The following is a 21,432-nucleotide window of genomic DNA, read 5'->3' on the forward strand; positions in this document are numbered from 1 at the left end:
CAAGAATACATCCTAGATTTCCAAATTGAAAAAAACACTTACAATACTGCTCGCCCTGGTCGTTGTGACTTCGGCCATATCGCAGAAAAAGAATGAGGCGTTTCGTTTGAACATACGAAAGGCTTCGGGCCCCATTACCATAGATGGAGTAGGGGATGATAAGGCATGGCAAGATACCGATGTCGCCAAAGATTTCTTTATGGTACTCCCCATGGATGACGGGCCGGCGAACGAGCAGACCGAGATCAGAATGACCTACGATGCCAAAAATCTGTATTTGCTAGCTACTTTTTATAATAGCAAGAAAGGCAAATACTTTGTTGAATCCTTACGACGCGATTTTTCATTTGGCAAGAATGACAACTTTTTACTTTTTATGGATCCTTTTAATAACCAGACCACGGGCTTCTCATTTGGGGCTAATGCTTACGGGGCCCAATGGGATGGAACCATGTATGATGGAGGAAGGGTAGACCTGAACTGGGACAGTAAATGGATATCCAAAACGACACGGAACGATGAAAAATGGGTTTTTGAAATGGTCATTCCTTTTAAATCGATTCGATACGAAGAGGGGGTTACCGAATGGGGAATTAATTTTAGCCGTTTGGATTTAAAATCGAGTGAAAAGTCAAGTTGGACACCTGTCCCTAGGCAGTTTCCTACCGCTTCTTTGGCGTATACCGGTACTTTGGTATGGGACACTCCACCACCGCCACCCAAGGTTAATTTTTCAATCATACCCTATGCATTGGGAAATGTTAGTCGTGATTTGGAAAATAATGGCGAGACCACGTATGATGCAAAAGTCGGTGGCGATGTGAAATTTAGTATTACGTCATCCTTAAATTTAGATTTGACCGTGAATCCTGATTTTTCGCAAGTGGAAGTAGACCGCCAAGTAACGAACTTGGACCGCTTTGAACTCTTTTTTCCTGAAAGAAGACAGTTTTTTCTTGAAAATGGTGATCTGTTCGCAAATTTCGGATATCCAACGATACGGCCGTTTTTTTCAAGACGAATCGGGCTTGGGGTACCGATTCAGGCCGGAGCACGCATAAGCGGTAACTTAGATGAAAAATGGCGGCTCGGCATTATGGACATGCAAACCGCCAAAGTCGATGAAACGGGTCTCCCCAGTCAAAATTTCGGGGTTGTTTCCCTGCAACGAAAAGTTTTCAGTCGATCCAGTATCGGGCTGATGTTCGTCAATAAACAATCATTGAGATATCCGCAGGAGAATGATTCGATGAAAGCAGTTTATCCTGAATTCAATAGGAATTTTGGCGTGGAATATAACTTAGCTTCCTCAAATAATTTATGGAACGGAAAGGCCTTTTTTCTGAAATCGTTCGCACCTGATGAAGAAGCGGGAAGCGGAGTGACACAAGCGGCACATTTGGAATATAACAGTCGCAAATGGAAGTGGAGGGTGCAAGAAGAATGGGTAAGTGATGACTATACAGCGGAGGTCGGTTTTGTGCCAAGGCGGGGCTATGTAAACTTCAATTCGTACCTCGGCTATCTGTTTTTTCCAAAAAAAGGAAAAATAGTGAGCCATGGCCCTACTTTGAATACGACCTATTTTTTTAACGAAACTTTTAGGCGCACCGATAATTTGAGCTATCTCTTGTATTCCTTGGAATTCAGGAACCGCAGTAGTCTCGATTTTTTTATCTCCGACGATTATGTCGAACTACTAGCTCCATTTGACCCGACGAGACTGGGTAAAGAGCAGTTGCCCGCCGGCACGAAGCATCAATGGAATGCCTTTGGGTGGATGTTCGCTTCAAGACCACAGAGCTTGTTTACGTATACCTTCGATGCACGTTTTGGAGGTTATTATGCCGACGGAAATCGAACAAGTCTCTCCACCGAGTTGGGCTACCGCTTTCAGCCCTATGTGAGTCTAAGTGCAAACTTGAACTATAACCACATCGATTTGCCCGCACCTTGGAACACCAATCAATTTTGGTTGATCGGAGCCGAAGTGGATATCACGTTTACCAACAAACTTTTTTTCGCGAACCTTTTTCAGTATAACGAACAATCAAAAAATTTCAACTTGAATTCAAGATTCCAGTGGCGCTATGCCCCGGCATCCGATTTGTTCTTGGTATATACCAATAATTACTTCATCGAACCCGTTGAAGGTAGAAATTGGGGTTTGACTTTGAAGTTTACCTATTGGTTCAATAACTAACGATTCAAATCTGTAGAAAATGCAATTGCACTACTGTTCCGATTATGAAGCTATGAGCCAGAAGGCAGCGGAGTTTTTGACTTCAGAATTGCATGAGCGTAGTGACCGACTAATCTGCACGGCCACGGGTAATTCTCCACTTGGTCTTTATGAACACCTTGTCTCCTTTAAGGAGGCGCTACCGGACTATTCCAAAAGCCTTCGTTTTATCAAACTGGACGAATGGGGAGGTATTCCTATGACCGACCCTAATTCGTGCGAGGTATTTGTCAGAGATAAGATTTTGATGCCGCTTGAAATTCCGAAGGAACGTTATTTAGGGTTTACGAGTGACTGTGAAGAACCCGAAGTAGAATGTAGACGAATCCAAAGTGAACTTGAGCAAAAAGGCCCCATCGATATTTGCATTCTCGGTTTGGGAAAAAACGGTCATATCGGGTTCAATGAACCTGCCGATTTCTTACTTCCACATTGTCATGTGGCACAACTCAGTGAACCATCGAAAAAACATCAAATGGTGGATCGTTTATCCACAAAGCCTGATTATGGCCTTACTTTGGGTATGGCCGATATCCTTTCTTCCAAAAAGATTATTTTATTGATCACAGGAAAAGGTAAAAAAGAAGTAGTGAACCGACTGATGACCCAAGAAGTAAGTTCACAATTGCCAGCATCATTTTTATGGCTGCATCCGCATGTGCACTGCTATGTTGACAATTCAAGTATGTAAAATAGGAAAGCGTCCATACTTCTTTCAAATAAGTAATATCTTGGAATAAAAAAAGAATGAACTAGCACTATGAACTATCAAAATGACATCGCTATCCTCATTCTTGCAGCCGGGAAATCTTCGAGAATGGGTAAACCCAAACAGTTATTGGCCTGGAAAAACACAACACTGCTTGGTCATGCCATAAAAAATGCAAAAGCAATTTGTCCTGACCATGTTTATGTCGTACTGGGCGCAAATACTGAAGAAATAAAAAAGTCAGTTGAAGATACGGTACATTTCATTTTCAATGAAAATTATGAACGAGGTCTCGGATCATCTGTAGCTACAGGCATTGGGTCGATTCTAAAAACAAATAAAAAATATCAAGGTGTGCTCATTACATTATGTGACCAGCCTTTGATTGATATCGATTATCTGAATCAAATTATTACTTCCTACGGAAAGGACGGTTCGGGAATTATTGCTACGGCTTATATAAATAGGGCTGGGGTTCCGACACTATTTGATAAAAGATATTTTGATGAACTTTCACTACTTGATGAGGATTTTGGTGCTTCGCAGATGATAAGAAAATACCAAAAAGATGTAAAGACCCTAGACCCCAAAGGAAAGGCATTGGATATTGATACATGGGACGATTATATAGCCCTAATTTGAAAAACCCCTCAATAATCCTTTTTATAATTGGATTTTCTTAAAGCGGGTTGTTTTCAAAGTGTCGAAGAATTTTAGAATTTAATTAGGAATTGAAAAAAAGAATAATGGTAATTTCACGCCAAACCAAAAACTAAGCAAATGGCCTTAAAAAAATTGATATTGTCTAGCTTTCTATTGGCGATGACAACGTACCATGTCGCTGCACAAGAAATGAGTTTTGAGGAGTACAATCCCAAAGCTACACTCGTCGTGCCTGAAAATCCTATTGAACGGGCAAGATTTCCATTTATAGACGTACATAGCCATCAACGTGATATGTCGGCTAGTGGTCTGACAAAACTTGTAGAAGACATGGATAAACTGAATGAGGCCGTCATGGTCAATTTAAGTGGTGGGTCAGGGACAGGTCTAAAAGAAAAAATAGAGAGCATTAAAAATAATTATCCCAATCGTTTTGTAGTTTTTGCGAATGTTGACTTTGATGGGGTTGGAAAGTCCGGTTGGACGGAAAATGCAGTCGCCCAACTTGAAGCGGATATAAAAGTTGGTGCAAAAGGTTTAAAAGTATATAAGAGTTTGGGGTTGCGAAATACAGATTCCGATGGAAAGCGTTTGGCCATCGATGATCCTAGATTGGATCCGATTTGGGCCAAATGTGGTGAATTGGGTGTGCCGGTATTGATTCATGCCGCCGATCCGAAATCGTTTTGGGATTCCATGGATGCCGATAACGAACGCTGGTTGGAACTCAAGACCCATTCAAGAAGAAAGCGTTCGGACACGGATCCAGCACCTTGGCAACAAATTATCGACGAACAGCACCGCATGTTCAGAAAACACCCCAAGACCAAATTTATCAACGCCCATATGGGCTGGTACGCGAATAATTTGGGCAAATTGAGCCAGCTACTCGATGAAATACCGAATATGAGCGTGGGCATTGCTGCGGTCATTGCCGAATTGGGCAGACAACCGAAGAACGCAAAAGCCTTTTTTGTTACATATCAAGACCGTATTCTCTTTGGAAAGGACAGTTGGCAACCTTCTGAGTTCCCGACCTATTTCAGGGTGCTCGAAACGGATGATGAATACTTTCCCTATTATAAAAAGTATCACGCTTTCTGGGCCATGTACGGATTGGATTTGCCCGACGATGTTTTGAAGAAAGTGTACTACAAAAATGCATTGAACCTCATTCCAGGATTGGATCGCAGTTTGTTTCCCAACGACTAAATTTTAAAAACAGTTTAACTTTAATTTGTTGCAAATTCATTCGAAAGACACGAGATTGTAGGAATTAATCCCTAAAATCTTGTTATCATGTGCGATAAACACCATTGTTTTATAATTCCTCCCCAGATATTGGAAGGGTTGGCGAGACGCGGAAGTATTTCCTGTAAGAAAACCTTGAACGACACGCATCGAATCCTTCAAAAGAGAAATACGGTCTTAAATCATCTTTTGCTGCGAGAAATAGAAACAGGAGATGGCAATCGTTCTATTTATGACTCTCAAAATAAATACGAACAACGCGTACAGTTGGCACGAAGAGAAGAGGAAGAGGCTACTAATGATCAAGTTGTAAACAAAGCATACGATACCTCAGGTTTCGTACGGGAGTATTTCAAGAGCGCCTTCGACTTAAATTCTGTCGATAACAACGGGTTGGAACTTATTTCGAACGTTCATTACGGTAAGGACTATAACAACGCGTATTGGGACGGAGATGAAATGACCTACGGTGATGGCGATAATAAAGAGTTCAAAGATTTTGCTAGTGCCATCGATGTTGTCGCCCATGAATTGATGCACGGTGTCACCCAATTCTTGGCGAATCTAGAATATCGTAGTCAATCAGGCGCATTAAATGAACATTTTTCGGATGTTTTCGGCACCATTGTCAAGCAAAAATATTTAAATCAAAACATTAAAAATGCTGATTGGCTCATCGGCGATACCGTTGTCACCGAAGCTTTTCCGGGCGTGGCGATACGTTCGATGAAAGCTCCCGGTACGGCGAATGATTTTGATACCCAACCTGACCATATGGACAACTACTATTCCGGCACTGCAGATAATCAAGGGGTACATATTAATTCAGGAATACCGAATAAAGCCTTTTATTTGAGTGCAATTGAAATCGGTATCGACGATTGTGCCCTAATTTGGTTCGAAACCCTAAAAGTACTTTGGCGTACCGCTGATTTTAACGATATGTTGGAAAAGATTTTGGAGACCAGCGAGCGTTTGATGAACGAGGACAAGGTTTGCAATACGGCTTCCAAAGCGGTATCAGAAAGCTTTGCAACAGTCGGATTAGTTCAGGTATCAGTATGAAATACGAGATTCATGTCGAAGGAGGTTTTACAGGAATTCCCAAAAAATATGAGGGAAACATCGATATATCAGAGAAAGACACATCCCGATTGCTAGATTTGATGAATAATCCAAATCCTTTGGATAATGATATTAGGGATGGATTTCTTTATCACGTTACCCTCTTCGATACTGAAAAAACCATCGAAGCACAATTCGATGAGAAAACACTTCCGCCTATCATACGACAATTAATGACAGGGTAAGAGATACTTATTTGTCCTGCTTTCTAAAAAAAATAACCCTCAATTGTGATTTTTTTACATTAGGGTTACTAATACCCTGAAACCAATCCAAATTTATGGACAAGGAATCGGAATTCATCCGAATCATTAAAAAGCATCAAGGGGTTATTTTCAAAATAACCACCTTCTATACCGATAATAAGGTAGATCAGCAAGACCTTTACCAAGACATCGTGTATCAGCTCTGGAAATCTTTCGAATCTTTTCGAGGGGAGGCCAAAATAACTACATGGATGTATCGTATTGCCTTGAATACGGCATTGACCAGAATAAGGAAGCGCAAAAGGAAGGGATATTCGGTACCTATAGATAAAGTGGTCTTTGAACAAACCGAAAACTACGACCCAGAATTTGAAGAACGCCTAAGGAAACTATATCACCAAATCGGGCAACTCAATGTGCTTGAAAAAGGTATTATGCTGTTGTTGTTGGAGGGGAAAAGTATGAAGAAATCGCCGAAATAATGGGATTAACATCCAGCAATGTGGGCACGCGTATATCACGGATCAAGGAGAAGTTGAAATCACAGCTAAAAGAGTGAGGCTATGGAAATAGAAGAATTACAAGCTACTTGGTCAAAACTGAGCAGCGAACTGGAACAACAAAAGAAATTAACCAATAAAATCATTGTACAAATGACACAAGAACGGTATTCCAATAAATTTAGGACAATAAGTACAATTGAAACTATCGGGGCATTCATCTGTTTTGCCGCCGCCATTTATATTTTAGTCAATTTTTGGAAGTTGCACACCTGGTATCTAATGACCTGTGGGATATTTACTTTAGCGTTTCTTTTGGTTATGCCAATTTTGGTTTTGAGGTCTATTAAAAAAATACGCAGCCTCAATATTTCCAATAAAACCATTAAAGAAACACTTTTGAGCTACTCAAAGGAGAAGAGAAACCTATTAAGATTACAGCAATTTGGTGTATATGCAAGCTTAATCCTAATGTTCACCACAGCGGCGATATTCTCAAAAATATTCAATAACATAGACTTTTTTCTGATTAAAAGAGGCCCCATAGTCTATGGTGCCATGGTATTGGCGGTCACCTTTATATTCTTTTTTTCACGATGGGGATTACGTAGTTATCGAAATATTACAAACTCGGCGGAACGAATACTAAAGGAGCTTGATAATTAATAGCTAACGCTGCAAAACAAGTTGCTTGTCCACATAGTCTAAAATAAGCATCCAGTTCATCTTAAGAATCAACGCAGCAGTGGGAACGTTATCGTCCTCAATAGCCGATATGATACCATCGTGCTGATTATCGGATTTATCGTAAATCGATTCGTCAGACATCAGTGCCATCTCATAAAAGAAAATACGGGTTTTCAGATCGGCCAAAATCTGTTGTGCAAGGGCGTTCTCGTAGTGTCTTGTGAGCAAACGATGGAACTCAAGTTTTGCTGTAATACGCCCAAGTGTATCTGTAGCTGATTTAAAGGCATTTTGCTGCGCTCGTAAATCTTCGACACAGGTTGGGAAAAATACCGAGTTCTCTATAGCCATTACCTCCAAATCCGCTACAAGTTCATATAAATCCTTTGCTTCCGAACGGTTGGGCTCCGCGATGATAAATCCCCTATTGGGTATGGCTTCGATGATTCGTGCTTGTTGTAGTTGGGTGAGTGCCTCGCGTATAGGGGTGACACTGACATCAAGTTTTCTTGAAAGCGCGGCCAAATTGATGGTACGACCACCATGAAGCCTGCCAAGCATCATTTCTTTAAGCAAGTGTTCACGTACTCTGTCCCGTAAGATGGTTTTGGTCGGCATAGCCTCAAATATAATAAATCGTATACGATTCATCCAAATTAATAGGTGAAGTTGTGAACTTTTTCCGATGTTTTGATAACAGGGTTACTTTATATATTTTTATGAGTATGACTTTGAGCGGATATTCAGGAACACCTTTGGTGAAGAAATTAGGCATTAAAGAGGGCTTTCAGGTGCTTTTTGTCAACGAACCGGGCCGTTACCAAGAATTGCTGATCGATTGCCCTTCAATAAATTTTTCCGAATCGGAAAAGTCAGAAACAATCGACTTCATTCATCTGTTTTGTACGGAGATTGTTAGATTTGAGGAAGTTTCTCTCAGGGTCAAACCTTTGCTTAAAAAAAATGGTATACTCTGGGTAAGCTGGCCTAAAGGTAGTTCGAAAATCGAAACCGATCTATCAAGGGATTACATAAGAATATACCTGTTGAACAATGGACTGGTAGATGTAAAAGTCTGTGCGATCGACTCAGAATGGAGCGGACTAAAGTTCGTTTACAGGGTAAAAGACCGTAAATAATAGCATCTTCCTCAATTTTATGGCAAAGTATTTGCATTCAAGACGGCTCGAACCTATCTTTGAAAAGTTACGCTATTTGCCCAATCTTTAAAATATGGGCGTCGTATCCGCTTATTGTTCCACTGAATAGATTGCTTCGGTTACCGATTATTAAAATTATCAATTCCCGCATATTCGTTTAGTATACCAATTAGCCGCCTTGAATGGCAAAATAGTATTAATTAAATCTTATAATGAATGGCGAGAGCACAAGAAACGTATGGTAAAAAAGAACGTGAAAAAAAACGTTTAAAAAAGCGCGAAGAAAAACAAAAAAAGAAAGAGGCCCGAAAAGCGAATGCTATTGGAGGTGGATTGGAAAATATGTTGGTCTATGTTGATGAGAATGGACATTTCACCGACATTCCGCCGGATCCGACCAAAAAAGTAAAAGTAGATGCGGAGAGTATCGTGTTGGGTATTCCTAAAAAAGAAGAGCAAGAACCCGAAGATCCTATTCGAAAAGGTAAGGTATCGTTCTTTGATGATTCAAAAGGCTTTGGTTTTATTATTGATGCAGAAAACTCTGAGAAATACTTTGTACATGTCAGTGGTCTGATTGATGAGATTGCCGAAAACGACAAAGTTTCCTTCGAGTTGGAGAAAGGTATGAAAGGCCTAAATGCAGTTCGTGTAAAGAAGACCTAATACGTTATTCAAAAGAAATAAAATTGGAGTATTTAAGCTCTTGAACCTTTGTTTCGACTTTACGGGTTTTTTATTTAGACTTAGCCTAGGTGTTATCCACTTGTATGGATATATTCTTCCTAAATTCAGTTATATACTTCAGAACTAAGCAACTCCTCAAGATTACTATACCGGTTTATCTTGTTCAAATGATATCTTTAATTTTATTTATCTTTAAGATTATTTTGATAGCATAGTGGATAACTAGAAATCAACCTTGATTCCCTAAATCAGAGGTGCTGATGGTCACTGACCAGAAGTTTGCCATGAACGTTAGAGCCAAAACGGGCTCAGACCTATTTTGACGTAAAAGAAAGTTTATGTTGGGCAAATCCCCATTCCCGCAGTTTGTTCTTATGGCATTGACGGCACTTTCATGTTTGGCGCAAGCCCCATCTTGTCCTTCTCTTACGCTGCCAACTGATGGGGCTACCGGTGTGTCAATTTCCACGAATCTTGAATGGGAACAAGTAGACAATGCGACTAGTTATATACTTTCCGTAGGCACATCACCAAACGGTAACGAGATTTTGAATGCTGTTGACGTTGGCGATTTTACGTCCTATGATTTAATGGATAACCTTCCGGCCGTACAACTAATTTATGTGCGGATCGTGCCCTATAATCAGCCCAGTAATATTTACGGAACGTGTTCCGTAGTATCGTTTACCACAGGAGATTCTTCAGCACCCCAATGTACTGAAATAATTAATCCAACTGATGGAGACGAACTGGTATTGGTTACTGCAAACATCACCTGGATACGTAATTTTAGCGCCACGGGATATTTTATGAGTGTCTACGAGGGTGATCCGAACGGTATTGTGATTTGGGACAACGAAGATGTCGGTAACGGCACAAATTTCAAACCGCCCGATTTTAAGCCAAGAACACTATATTTTGTAACTATCACGCCCCGCAACGAATCGGGTCCCGCTGTAGGCTGCAATCCAATTTCATTTACTACCGGCGATGGTCCCATGTTACCATTTTGCACCGAATTGATTTTACCTGAAGATGGCTCTGTCGATGTACCTGTTGATACAGCCTTGGAATGGGCCCCCGTAACTGGTGTAGACGGGTATCTGATATCGGTCGGTACAACACCAAGAGGTACTGATATCGTTGATAATGAAGATGTAGGCAATGGTACTTCCTATCAATTGCTAAACAATTTACCCATAGGTCAGCGTATTTATGTGCTGATTACACCTTATGAGGGACAACTTCAAGCTGAAAATTGCTTGATTACCTCCTTTACGGTCGAAGGCCCACCTACGGATGAAATAGAGAATATCGTACCTAGTTTTTTTACCCCCAACAGCGATAATTTTAATGACGAGTTCATCGTGCGATCATCACAAAATATTACCGTTCAAAATATTTTTATTTTTGACCGCTTCGGAAAATTACTGAAACAACTTCCTCCAGACCAGCCTTGGGACGGTACGTTTAACGGACAAAGACTTCCTTCTGGTACATATTGGTATTCGTTAGACATATTGAACTCCCCGAATATTAGAGGTTATTTTTTGTTGAAACGTTAGTTCTATTGTCTTTTAGGTTCAACATACCCATATATTACGAGTATTATGCTAAGCTAAATAACAAGAAATCATAAAAAATTCCTTGATACGTTGTAATAGAAGTGTAAAGATTCTGTTATATTAAAGTTTGCCAATTGTTTTTAACGGAAAAGTAACATCTAGGAAGTTTCCGTTTTTGGCTGGTATTTCAATGGTATGCAGAAAGAAATAGTGCGCTCACTTCATAATTTTAGTCCGATATCCTTGGAAGATATGGATAATGTATCGCTTCTGAAACGAACGGATACTAAATTCATGCTCCATCGAAACCAACTTCTACAAATATTTGAAGCAATACAAGATTCTTACAATGTACTTGAAATAGAAGGTTCAAGAATAAGTTCTTACCAATCATTGTATTATGATACCAAGGAAAACCTATTTTACAAAAGCCATCATAACGGTAAGATACGAAGGGCTAAAATTAGAAAACGTAGGTACAAAGAATCGGGCCTGACCTTTTTAGAGGTTAAAAAGAAAGATGGAAAAGGGAATACTAATAAGTTTCGTTCCCAAATCCCTGATTTTGATGCTGAACTATGTGTTGATTCCCAACAATTTTTGAGCGAAACAATTCCGATGGAACAGTGTATCTCACCGACACTGAAAAACACTTTTAAGCGCATTACGCTCGTAAGCAAATCGGCAAAAGAGCGTGTGACAATAGACTTTAACCTGAAATTCAAAAATGAAAAACGAAAAAAATCCTTTAAGCGTTTGGTCATTATTGAGGTCAAACAAGAGCGACTTGATCGCAGTTCGCCGATCATTGTTCTATTAAAATCTATTGGAAATACCCCTGAGCGAATAAGCAAATATTGTCTAGGTATGGTTTCGCTTTATAAGGACCTGAAATACAATATTTTCAAGAAAAAAATACTTCGAATCAATAAACTTACCTCTGCATAATATGGAATTTCTGGACATACCACTTTTTGATAATGATTTTAATAAAATGTTGGTTCGATTTTTAATCAACCTTGTTTTTCTGACATTGATTATCAGATGGCTATACTACAAGAATTCAAAACGTAAAGACTATGTTTTTACGTATTATATGATCAGTTTTATCGTCTTCTTTTTGTGCTTCACGCTAAAGAAGTATGAATTGGATATTGGTATGGCTCTCGGGCTTTTTGCAATTTTTGGAATAATAAGATATCGAACAGATCCGATAGCTATAAAAGAAATGACCTATTTGTTTGTAGTCATCGGTGTTTCGGTCGTGAATTCTTTGGCCAATAAGAAAATGAGTTATGCTGAAATTATTGGCGCCAATGTAATAATTGTAGCGGCGATTGCCGTAATTGAAAGGGTGTGGCTTCTAAAGCATGAGGTTTCAAAAGAAATAGTTTATGAAAAAATTGAAAATATACATCCGCGTAATCGAACCATTTTAAAAGAGGACCTTGAAGCGAGAACAGGGCTCCATATCAATAAAATAACCATAGGCAACATTGACTTCTTAAGGGATACCGCCATTGTAACTATTTACTATTACATGGGTCAAAACGATTCAGTTAATTCGAAAAAATGAATAAACACTACATATCAATAACTATAATCAGCATGCTTTTCAGTAGTTTGGCTGCATTCGGTCAAAACGGTACGGATGTATTATCCTGGTCAAGTGTCGCCGTTGAGTACGAACCCGATAAGGTTTGGAATTTTGCGGCTGAAGGTAACCTTAGACTGAAAACCAATATTTCTGAGTTGGATGAATATTTCGGGGAACTGACTGTAAGTCGAAAGTTTTTTAAAGATTTTAAATTAGGTCTTGGCCTTCGATATATTTGGGAGAACGATAACACCGGTAACATACAAGGTACCAGACAAAATTTCAGGTATCACATAGATGCATCATTTCGTATAGAACCCGGTGATTTCACCACCAAATTTAGAATACGCTATCAAGATAAAAATGAACTGGGTGACGATGATGAACACGTAAAACGACTACGGTTCAAGACAGCTCTTGGATATAATTTCAGCAATTGGAAATTGGATCCAGAGATTTCAGGTGAAATATTTGGACGCATATCAGGAGATGATACCGATTATTCCGATCGTTACAGAATTACTATAGGTACGGACTATAAAATCAAGAAAGCTGGCAAAATCGATATTTATTATGGCATTCAAAGTGATTTTGATGCGGCGGATAGGGAGACCTATCACATTTTAGGCCTAAAATATGCCTATACTTTCGAAGGAAAATAATCCCAAAATTGCGCAATATTTCAAAAACCCACAATTTTCGGTGAGAAACCGTAAATGTTAAATTTTGCCCGTAGATGCAATTACTATCCTTTCCATACACTAAAGTAAGGGGCATCTTCGTTTAAAAGTCTATAACCCACAAATTTTTATGAATATGAAACAATTCAATAGAATTGCTAAACAAGGCATCTTGCTCATCGCGATTGCACTTTTTGTTGTAAGTTGTAGTAAAGATGAAAAGTACAATCCCGATCAAGAACTTTCCAAAACAGAATTGAAAACGATTCTTGAAACCGATGATATCGCTGGAGCGGTTGATAGTGCATTATCGGAAATATACCTTGGAAAAGACAATAGTACAAACAAAGCGGAAGAATGTTATACTGCCGAATATTCCGAAACAGGCTTTACCGCCACATTCGAGAATTGCAACCTTAACGGTACCGAAAATATCAACGGCACCTTGAGTGTAGTGTATGCCACCGAAGATGGTCAAGCCAATTTTACGGCGACCTATACGGACTTCTACGTTGGCACAATCAAAATCAATGGTACGCGTGCTTATGTGTTGAATAACAATGAAAGCGAAGAAAGTGTTTCATTCTCGGTATCCAGTAATATGACAGTTACTATGGAAGACGGTTCTATCATTGCCGAGAGCGGTACCAAAACGTTTACCATTGACTATAGCGAAGGTCTAGCCTATTCATTTTCAGGTACTTGGACACTTGAGGTCGATGGCGACACGTACAAAGTTGCCGTCGGCAATGCATTATCGGGTGACCTCAGCTGTGGATATGTAACCAGCGGAGATATGACCGTTGAGAAAAACGGATTGATCGTATCGGTCGATTTCGGTGATGGCACTTGTGATGATATAGCCACGTTGACATATCCTAATGGAGCTACTGAAGATATTTCGTTAAAGGATTAAAAGAACTTATATATTGTTTGAAAGCCCTGTCCTAAACGGACGGGGCTTTTTTTGTTATTACTATTTAGAAGTAACATTCGGTTCAATTGCAATAGTACGTCAATATTTGATTGGTTTTAGTATTTTTAAGGAACATTGATAACCTAAATACCGACCCTAACCATGAAAATAGTTGCTAAATATTTTTTATCCGCATTTTTTGCTGCGTGTTTTTTTCTACCACACTTGCACAAGACATTTTAAAGAAGCTTGATGAGATAGCCATAATCGATCAAAAGATAATGATGCCCATGCGTGATGGAATTCACCTCGCCACGGATATTTATCGACCGAAGGAATCTGGACAGTTTCCTATTATATTCTCAAGAACTCCTTATAATTTCAATTCATGGGGCGACGGGGAACAAAGAACGCGAATGGCGGAAAGAGCTTATGAAGCCGTTTCAAGAGGATATGCCTATGTGGTGCAGAACGAAAGGGGCCGTTATTATTCAGAAGGGCAGTGGGATATTTTAGGAACACCACTGACCGATGGCTATGACGCCTTTACTTGGATGAAAGACCAACCATGGTCAAATGGTAAAATCGGAACGTTGGGTTGTTCTTCTACGGCCGAATGGCAAATGGCGGTAGCCGCTTTAGATCATCCTTCGCATGCGGCCATGGTACCACAGGGGTACGGTGCAGGTGTGGGCCGGGTGGGCGACTATTATGAACAGGGCAATTGGTATCGTGGGGGCGCTGAACAAATGCTATTCTTTTCATGGTTATACGGAGTCGAGCACGACAAGTTTAAACCTCGCATTCCCGATGGGGCAACGCAGGAAGATTTAATACGCATATCACGGTTTTATGATTTGGCTCCTGAAAATCCTCCAGTCGATATGAAAGAGGCGCTTTCGCACCTTCCCATTCAAGATATTTTACAAAACATAAACGGAAAACGTGAAATTTTTGATAAAATGGTACGTCGCACCCCGAACCACGAAGATTGGTACGCAGGTGGACTCTATCACGATGATATGGATTTTGGTGTGCCCAGTTTTTGGTTCGCTTCGTGGTATGACGTTTCCATTAGTCCCAATATTGCCTTGTTCAACCATGTTAGAAAGAATGCCAAAGACCCCGAGGTACGAGAAAATCAGTATCTGGTCATAGCCCCGACCTTACATTGTTCGTATACCCGTGCTACCGAAAACACTATTGTCGGAGAGCGAAGTGTTGGTGATGCCCGTCTAAACTATGATGAGCAAATTTATGGCTGGTTCGACCTTTGGCTGAAAGGCGAACAAAATGATTTTAAGTCCAAAACCCCGAGGGTTCAGTACTATACAATGGGCAGCAATAAATGGCAATCTGCGGATACATGGCCTCCTGCAAGATCAAAAAATGACTACCTATTATCTAAATAGTGATGGAAAAGCCAATAGTCTTTATGGAGATGGAAAATTGACTACATCCAAACCAAAAAAATCGGAATCATCGGATGCTTTTACCTATGACCCTATGAATCCTGTTTATTCGTATGGGGGTAACGTTTGTTGCACGGGCAATGCAGTAAAAGGCGGTGCTTTCGACCAACGCCAAATGGAAACTCGACAAGATATTCTGGTCTATACCTCGGAGCCATTACAGAACGGTGTTGAGATTTCGGGTTTTATAGAATCCACCCTTTACGTCAGCTCAGACGCAAAGGATACCGATTTCACCATTAAGTTAATCGATGTTTACCCCGATGGTACGGCCTATAACCTTGATGAAACTATACAAAGAGTTCGTTATCGAGAGGGATACGACAAAGAAGTATTTATGGAAAATGGAAAAGTCTACAAGGTCGACCTTACGCCAATGTCAACGAGTAATTACTTTGAAAAAGGGCATCGGATCCGCATTGAGGTTTCGAGCAGTAATTTTCCCCGTTTCGCCAGAAATTTAAATACGGGAGGAAAAAATTATGATGAAAAAGAGGGGGGTAGCCCACAATAAAGTCCATCACTCGACGGCACATCCATCGCAGATACGATTGCCTATAATACAGCGATAAGAACATAAGTTTTTATTCCTTTTTCAAGGCTTCCAAAAGGGCATCATATGTCTCGATTTGAGTAAAGAGTCGTCCCCCAAGATTTAAAATGGGTGTTTCTAACGAATCTATAATGGTATTTCCCAGGAGTCTTTGCAATTGTTCTTTCATGTCGGGCAGGGAATCCAACGTATGGGATGTAAAAATGTATTTTCCGTTCTGTAACGGCGTTATCAAACTATCACAAGAAGAACAATTTTTTGGAAGATAAACGATAATAGGTTTCTTCGGACGGATTTTAATCTTTTCAAATTCCTTTTTCAAAGCACGGTTTGATAAGCTATCGTTGACCACCAAATCATAGGTATATGATGGCTTTTTCCCTCTAGTCAAGACCAAGGTTTTCAGATGCACCTTTGAAGTGGCCGGAAGCCGTATCATCCTAGGCCTAGCCTTACTTTGTCGAAAGTTGGTTCCCGAAACGGTGATCATAACATCGAATTCCTGGTCATTCTCATTAATAGCATAAAGTGCCAAACGATTGGGAATTTCTTCGGCGACCACTTGAATTGGTCTTTCTTGTGCATAGGTAAAACCTAAAAACAATAGAAATAATGGAGAAAGTACTTTTTTCATAGCGTGTTTTCTGATCTCAATATAAAAAATAATTCGTGGTTTGATAGAATCGATAGGTAACAAACGATAATCATCAAGTTTTATCTTTGAAATCCATGTTTACACGTACCGTGCTATTTTTTGACCAAGGTTATTCTTAATATTGATCTTTGATTTATGTAGTATTACCATATTATGGACAAACCGACCAATCCAACATTGATTATCCTGGCTTTTTTTGCCATTTATGTAATTTGGGGCTCCACCTATCTACTCAATAAAATTGCAGTTACAGAGTTACCAGCATTTATGTTGGCAGGAATTCGTTTCGTGATTGCAGGTATACTGATTTTTATACTAGCCAGGGTGATGGGGCTTGACATCGTCATCAGTTGGAGGGAATTTTTCAACACAGCTATAGCGGGCTTTCTGTTTCTCGCGTTTGGCAATGGGGTAGTGGTATGGGCCCTTAAATTTGTAGATAGCGGATTCGCTGCCCTTGAAATATCGGCACAGCCTTTAGTGGTGCTGTTTCTTATGCGTATCCTTCAAGGAAAAAAATTCAATTGATGTCGGTAGTTGGCGTAGCATTGGGCTTTATCGGTATCTACTTATTGGTCAGCCAAAAGGAAATTATACAACAGGAAGGTTCTTTGCTGGGCATGTTTTTGATTTTTTTGGCCATGTTGAGTTGGGGCTATGGCAGTCTTTTTGTCGCAAAGGCCCGATTACCAAAAAATTATTTTGTCAATACGGGATACCAAATGGTTACAGGAGGAGGAATGATGCTACTATTTAGTCTAATCATAGGAGAAGAATGGACGTCTCCCTTGGCATGGAGTGGAAAGGTGCAATTATCAATGCTTTTGTTGGTCATTTTTGGAAGTATAGTGGCCTTCACGGCGTTCAATTATTTATTGCAGACCGTATCTCCCGAGAAGGTGGCCACGTCGACCTATGTCAATCCGATCATAGCACTTATTCTGGGGTGGTATTTTCTTGACGAGCAGATTACCTTGCAGTCTGTCATCGCGGCGATAATTTTATTGACAGGGGTTTATTTTATCAATACAAAGAAAAAATTAGTACTTTTTTCAAGATTTTCTGGTAAAATGCCAGGACGGAAATAGTCTCGTCATTTTAAAATATCTAAATTCAACATTATGAAAACTCCCCTTACACTAGTACTAGTTTCGTTTGTCATGGTTAGTTGTACATCACAAACTACCACCTCGTTGTTCAATGGTAAAGATTTGGAAGGATGGCATATCGATGTTCCTGATATGGATAGCATACCCGATATTCGAAATCCTTTCATTGTACGAAACGGGATGTTGGTGAGCTTAGGTACCCCTGAGGGGCACGTAATAACTGATAAAATTTATGAAGATTTTCGATTACAGATAGAATACCGTTTTGCCGGAGAACCCGGAAATTGTGGTGTTCTCGTCTTTGCTTCGACCCCAAGGTCATTGTACAAAATGTTCCCTAAGTCCATTGAGGTACAAATGATGCATGAAAATGCGGGGGATTTTTGGTGTATTGTCGAGGATATCGAGGTCGATAATATGGTGGAAAGAAGAGGCCCAAAAGAAGAATGGGGCATCACGGAAGGTGAAAAGCGCCGCATCTTGAACCTTACCGATGGTTCTGAAAACCCGTTGGGAGAATGGAACTATATGACAATTGAATGTTTGCAAAACGAAATTAAAGTATGGGTGAACAGTGATTTGGTCAACCACGGTTACAACGCCACGGCAAGTAGTGGTCAAATTGCCCTGCAGGCCGAAGGGGCTGAAGTAGAGTTCCGTAAAATAATGCTTACCCCAATAAAGAATCTAAGTGAAAATGAGCCTAAATAACATATGGCCATTCAATATTCCAACTCTCTCGAAAGTTGGATAATTTCTTTGCAAATAATATCAGCATTTTCCTTAAGGCTAAAAATGGTAATATGACCTCCGTCAAGAAAAAACACTTTACCATTTGTAGAAAGACTTGCCATTTCCTTCTGCATTTTTACTCTTTCAGTTCTTAATCTTTCTGGATCCAAACCCATTTTGAGAAGTGCTTTATTATTCAAATGCGTCCCTGAAAACACTCGAATGGGCAAAGAATCAAATTCCATTGCTTTTCTTGACATCTCCACCAAATCCTCATGCCATTTTTCTTCTTCCAAATAACCCCAAAGATACTTTCCGTTTAAAGTGTAATCCTGATAGCGGTCAGTAACTTCTTCGGGTAGCCCGGGAGCCCAAAGTATGGATCGTTTGACTATTCTGGTATATAAATCCAAGACACCCAAATCTCCCAAGACGGCTCCTGCTTTGTACATTAAGTTTAACCAACTAGGAGATGGCGGCATGTTCAGTCGTTCATGTTCATCCGGGTGACCAGAGTCTAAAAAAACCAAAGCGGTCACCTCGTTCGGATAAAGTTGTTTGAATACACGTATGTAATGTCCGCCATAGGAATGACCAGCCATAATATAGGGTGGTGATTCTCCAGCCTCTTGCAATAAGGTATGCAGCTCACGCGCAACAGTTTCAGGGTCTTGGAGAGTGTTGCTAAGTTCACTATATCCAATTCCTGCCCGGTCGTAACGGACAACACGTATGCTGTCTTTAAGACCTTCACCCAGCCAATAATAGTACTCACTTGGAGCTCCTGCTCCTGACTCAATGACCAGCGTTGGCTTGTTGTTTTTCTCTCCCATACTATTAATATGTAGTTTAAAGCCACCAACATCAACAAGTTCCCCTGGGGGTTGGGGTTTGGAACTAAACAGACGTAGGCACAGGCCAGCCAAAATGATCAGTAGCAACAACGATCCAATCGAAATACCGATCCACTTTACGACCTTCCAGATAATTCTCATAATTATGTATAGTTTGATGATTTGATTCAAACATAAATTCATTGAAAGACTGCTTGAAATTATTTTGATGAATAAGCTAAAAAACGGCACACATAGATGTGAATCTCGGACGAATACGATTCGACCAAATTAACAGTATGTTCGACCCAAAATCTATAGTGTTCATCAAAGAGATTGTAAGACGAGTATCAATAATGCTAAGTTTGTATTATGAATAGTTTTGTTCAAAAAAATCAAAAGGCCTTATATAAGGTATTGGCAGTACTTGGGTTGCTCGTTGTTATGCTTGTTATACCACATTATACGGGTATTTGGGATAACCCTTTTACTATTCCGCTTTTGATTCTATTCTGGCTGGGGGTTACTTACCTTGTTTTACCCGAATTTTTCAAAAAGTATAGGATAGCCATTTTTGCCATATACGGATTAGTTATCGCCTATAATTTTTTCTTTTTTACTTCGACACTTGATCACGCACAAAATGATCGCCTGAGTTTGGTGCTTTTCATGACGCTTCCGATTCCGGTATTCGCTTCCTTGTGGGCTTATGAGCAATGGCGTTGGTTGAAAACGCTAAAGGCGGACAAGGCAAAGGCAGAGTTGGCTTTACTCAAAAATCAGATCAATCCTCATTTCTTCTTTAATACCTTGAATAATCTTTATGGACTAGTAGTAGAGAAATCCGAGAAAGCTCCGGAAGTGGTCTTAAAACTTTCGGATATGATGCGATACACTATCTACGAAGGGAAAGAAGATTTAGTGCTAGTAAAGGAGGAGATTACTTATCTCGAAAACTACATCGAACTACACAAAATACGCTATCAAAAAAAGTAGAGATTCTATTCACGCACGAGGTTCAGGAAGGTTTAAAAGTTGCCCCTTTGTTATTCATTAATTTATTGGAAAATGCTTTTAAGCACGGTGTAGAGAAAATGCGCGCGAATGCCTTCATTCATCTTAGAATGCGTTCTCAAGGAAGGCAACTCATTTTTACAATTGAAAATAGTTTTGATGGTATGGCATCAAATCACGATAAGGGTATCGGTTTAGAAAATTTAAAAAAAGATTGGATTATTTATATCCTAATCAGCATGAATTAATTGTAGAAGAAAAAGGACCTATTTTTAAAGTCCAGTTAAATCTTGGAGTACTATGAACTATTGCATCATCGACGATGAACCAATTGCGCATCGAATTATAGAAGGGTATTGCGAAAACCTACCGTATCTCCAAAAAATTGGGAATTGCTATGATGGATTTGAAGCAATTCAGTTCATGAACAATAATGTGGTTGATTTAGTTTTTCTGGATATTAATATGCCCAAACTCTCAGGATTCGATTTATTAAAAACGATGCAACAACCTCCCAAGGTAATCGTGACTTCCGCCTATAAAGAATTTGCGTTGGAAGGATATGAATTGAATGTTTCCGATTACTTGTTAAAACCTTTTTCATTTGAACGCTTTTTAAAAGCGATGAACAAGGTCATGGATAATCAAACCCCAATTTTAAGTTCTTCTGATGAAAAGAAGAAGGTTAGTTTTTTCCTTAAAGGAGATAAAAAAATACACCAGATTCATACTGACGATATTCTATTCATTGAAGCATATGGAAATTATGCTAAGGTGTTTTTAGTTGAAGAAATGATAATTAGTCATGAAAAAATATCCTCTTTGGAAGCCTTATTGCCTGTTCCGGATTTTTTAAGGGTACATAAATCATTTATTATTGCTACCAATAGAATAAAGATGATCGAAGGAAATCGAATAGCAATAGGAGAGCATTTTGTACCAGTTGGTCAAACTTATAGGCATAACTTAAAACAACTCTTTCGCAGTGAGTAACTTTTTTCTTGATTTTTAAGCTCTCAGTGTAGTTAAGAGTAATTCCAACATTTTTACCAAAAGTACTTAATCTATTATAGACC

25 protein-coding genes and 1 pseudogene are annotated in these 21,432 nt (G+C 39.6%); 23 read left to right on the top strand and 3 right to left on the bottom strand.

Annotated elements, in window-relative coordinates; genetic code table 11:
• Window positions 1-25: 25 nt before the first annotated feature.
• The 9 genes from N8A86_RS18980 to N8A86_RS19020 all read left to right on the top strand — a co-directional run bounded on the left by N8A86_RS18980 (window position 26) and on the right by N8A86_RS19020 (window position 7,362).
• Window positions 26-2,203 carry a DUF5916 domain-containing protein gene (locus N8A86_RS18980; RefSeq protein ID WP_273566804.1) on the top strand — a complete coding sequence of 726 codons (2,178 nt, stop codon included), beginning with the start codon at window positions 26-28 and terminating at the stop codon, window positions 2,201-2,203.
• A 19-nt stretch (window positions 2,204-2,222) separates the two neighbouring features.
• Window positions 2,223-2,933 (top strand): galactosamine-6-phosphate isomerase, encoded by a 711-nt coding sequence (locus N8A86_RS18985; protein WP_273566805.1) that lies wholly within the window; start codon window positions 2,223-2,225, stop codon window positions 2,931-2,933.
• 69 nt (window positions 2,934-3,002) lie between these two features.
• Complete coding sequence (locus tag N8A86_RS18990) at window positions 3,003-3,593, top strand: nucleotidyltransferase family protein (RefSeq protein ID WP_273566806.1); 591 nt, start codon at window positions 3,003-3,005, stop codon at window positions 3,591-3,593.
• A 138-nt stretch (window positions 3,594-3,731) separates the two neighbouring features.
• Window positions 3,732-4,826, top strand: a complete 1,095-nt coding sequence (locus N8A86_RS18995) for an amidohydrolase family protein (RefSeq protein ID WP_273566807.1) — start codon at window positions 3,732-3,734, stop codon at window positions 4,824-4,826.
• Between the two features lie 87 nt (window positions 4,827-4,913).
• Window positions 4,914-5,930, top strand: a complete 1,017-nt coding sequence (locus N8A86_RS19000; protein ID WP_273566808.1) for a M4 family metallopeptidase — start codon at window positions 4,914-4,916, stop codon at window positions 5,928-5,930.
• On the top strand, window positions 5,927-6,175 hold the full coding sequence (locus tag N8A86_RS19005) for a hypothetical protein (protein ID WP_273566809.1): 249 nt from the start codon (window positions 5,927-5,929) through the stop codon (window positions 6,173-6,175). The genes N8A86_RS19000 and N8A86_RS19005 overlap by 4 nt, the downstream gene beginning before the upstream one ends.
• Before the next feature lie 95 nt (window positions 6,176-6,270).
• The gene (locus N8A86_RS19010) at window positions 6,271-6,678 is read left to right on the top strand and encodes an RNA polymerase sigma factor (protein WP_273566810.1); all 408 of its coding nucleotides are present in this window, start codon (window positions 6,271-6,273) and stop codon (window positions 6,676-6,678) included.
• Window positions 6,678-6,755 carry a hypothetical protein gene (locus tag N8A86_RS19015; protein ID WP_273569100.1) on the top strand — a complete coding sequence of 26 codons (78 nt, stop codon included), beginning with the start codon at window positions 6,678-6,680 and terminating at the stop codon, window positions 6,753-6,755. Before N8A86_RS19010 ends, N8A86_RS19015 begins: the two co-directional genes overlap by 1 nt.
• Before the next feature lie 4 nt (window positions 6,756-6,759).
• Complete coding sequence (locus tag N8A86_RS19020; protein WP_273566811.1) at window positions 6,760-7,362, top strand: hypothetical protein; 603 nt, start codon at window positions 6,760-6,762, stop codon at window positions 7,360-7,362.
• A gap of 3 nt (window positions 7,363-7,365) precedes the next feature.
• Here the strand turns inward: N8A86_RS19020 and N8A86_RS19025 are convergent, their stop codons facing one another.
• Window positions 7,366-8,001: a GntR family transcriptional regulator gene (locus N8A86_RS19025; protein ID WP_273566812.1), complete on the bottom strand. Its 636-nt coding sequence runs from the start codon at window positions 7,999-8,001 to the stop codon at window positions 7,366-7,368.
• Between the two features lie 101 nt (window positions 8,002-8,102).
• Between N8A86_RS19025 and N8A86_RS19030 the strand changes: the two genes are divergently transcribed.
• The 9 genes from N8A86_RS19030 (at window position 8,103) to N8A86_RS19070 (ending at window position 15,974) form a co-directional block, all read left to right on the top strand.
• Complete coding sequence (locus N8A86_RS19030) at window positions 8,103-8,522, top strand: DUF3052 domain-containing protein (RefSeq protein ID WP_273566813.1); 420 nt, start codon at window positions 8,103-8,105, stop codon at window positions 8,520-8,522.
• A gap of 237 nt (window positions 8,523-8,759) precedes the next feature.
• Window positions 8,760-9,209: a cold-shock protein gene (locus N8A86_RS19035; RefSeq protein ID WP_273566814.1), complete on the top strand. Its 450-nt coding sequence runs from the start codon at window positions 8,760-8,762 to the stop codon at window positions 9,207-9,209.
• 359 nt (window positions 9,210-9,568) lie between these two features.
• Window positions 9,569-10,795, top strand: coding sequence for a T9SS type B sorting domain-containing protein (locus N8A86_RS19040; protein ID WP_273566815.1), 1,227 nt, complete (start codon window positions 9,569-9,571; stop codon window positions 10,793-10,795).
• A 195-nt stretch (window positions 10,796-10,990) separates the two neighbouring features.
• Window positions 10,991-11,743 carry a VTC domain-containing protein gene (locus tag N8A86_RS19045; RefSeq protein ID WP_273566816.1) on the top strand — a complete coding sequence of 251 codons (753 nt, stop codon included), beginning with the start codon at window positions 10,991-10,993 and terminating at the stop codon, window positions 11,741-11,743.
• 1 nt (window position 11,744) lies between these two features.
• Window positions 11,745-12,371, top strand: coding sequence for a DUF4956 domain-containing protein (locus tag N8A86_RS19050; protein ID WP_273566817.1), 627 nt, complete (start codon window positions 11,745-11,747; stop codon window positions 12,369-12,371).
• A complete protein-coding gene (locus N8A86_RS19055; protein WP_273566818.1) occupies window positions 12,368-13,054 on the top strand; it encodes a DUF2490 domain-containing protein in 687 nt (228 codons plus the stop codon). Before N8A86_RS19050 ends, N8A86_RS19055 begins: the two co-directional genes overlap by 4 nt.
• A gap of 154 nt (window positions 13,055-13,208) precedes the next feature.
• Window positions 13,209-13,988: a hypothetical protein gene (locus tag N8A86_RS19060; protein ID WP_273566819.1), complete on the top strand. Its 780-nt coding sequence runs from the start codon at window positions 13,209-13,211 to the stop codon at window positions 13,986-13,988.
• A 290-nt stretch (window positions 13,989-14,278) separates the two neighbouring features.
• On the top strand, window positions 14,279-15,400 hold the full coding sequence (locus N8A86_RS19065; protein ID WP_273566820.1) for a CocE/NonD family hydrolase: 1,122 nt from the start codon (window positions 14,279-14,281) through the stop codon (window positions 15,398-15,400).
• Window positions 15,378-15,974, top strand: coding sequence for a CocE/NonD family hydrolase (locus tag N8A86_RS19070; RefSeq protein WP_273566821.1), 597 nt, complete (start codon window positions 15,378-15,380; stop codon window positions 15,972-15,974). Before N8A86_RS19065 ends, N8A86_RS19070 begins: the two co-directional genes overlap by 23 nt.
• Before the next feature lie 70 nt (window positions 15,975-16,044).
• Here N8A86_RS19070 and N8A86_RS19075 read toward each other — a convergent pair whose 3' ends face one another.
• On the bottom strand, window positions 16,045-16,647 hold the full coding sequence (locus N8A86_RS19075; RefSeq protein WP_273566822.1) for a hypothetical protein: 603 nt from the start codon (window positions 16,645-16,647) through the stop codon (window positions 16,045-16,047).
• A 174-nt stretch (window positions 16,648-16,821) separates the two neighbouring features.
• On the opposite strand from N8A86_RS19075, the pseudogene N8A86_RS19080 reads away from it, so the two are divergent.
• Both N8A86_RS19080 and N8A86_RS19085 read left to right on the top strand, forming a co-directional pair.
• Window positions 16,822-17,756: pseudogene (locus N8A86_RS19080) on the top strand (EamA family transporter).
• Window positions 17,757-17,789: 33 nt separating this feature from the next.
• Window positions 17,790-18,488 (top strand): 3-keto-disaccharide hydrolase, encoded by a 699-nt coding sequence (locus N8A86_RS19085; RefSeq protein ID WP_273566823.1) that lies wholly within the window; start codon window positions 17,790-17,792, stop codon window positions 18,486-18,488.
• A gap of 11 nt (window positions 18,489-18,499) precedes the next feature.
• Here the strand turns inward: N8A86_RS19085 and N8A86_RS19090 are convergent, their stop codons facing one another.
• Entirely contained in the window at window positions 18,500-19,504 is a 1,005-nt protein-coding gene (locus N8A86_RS19090; protein WP_273566824.1) for an alpha/beta hydrolase, read from the bottom strand.
• Window positions 19,505-19,714: 210 nt separating this feature from the next.
• Here N8A86_RS19090 and N8A86_RS19095 point away from each other — a divergent pair, with 210 nt between their 5' ends.
• The 3 genes from N8A86_RS19095 (at window position 19,715) to N8A86_RS19105 (ending at window position 21,349) form a co-directional block, all read left to right on the top strand.
• Entirely contained in the window at window positions 19,715-20,338 is a 624-nt protein-coding gene (locus N8A86_RS19095; protein WP_273566825.1) for a sensor histidine kinase, read from the top strand.
• A gap of 65 nt (window positions 20,339-20,403) precedes the next feature.
• On the top strand, window positions 20,404-20,604 hold the full coding sequence (locus tag N8A86_RS19100) for a hypothetical protein (protein ID WP_430682171.1): 201 nt from the start codon (window positions 20,404-20,406) through the stop codon (window positions 20,602-20,604).
• Window positions 20,605-20,656: 52 nt separating this feature from the next.
• On the top strand, window positions 20,657-21,349 hold the full coding sequence (locus N8A86_RS19105) for a LytR/AlgR family response regulator transcription factor (RefSeq protein ID WP_273566827.1): 693 nt from the start codon (window positions 20,657-20,659) through the stop codon (window positions 21,347-21,349).
• Window positions 21,350-21,432: the final 83 nt, after the last annotated feature.

Origin of the sequence: Maribacter halichondriae (assembly GCF_027474825.1) — a bacterium.
Lineage (GTDB): Bacteria > Bacteroidota > Bacteroidia > Flavobacteriales > Flavobacteriaceae > Meishania > Meishania halichondriae.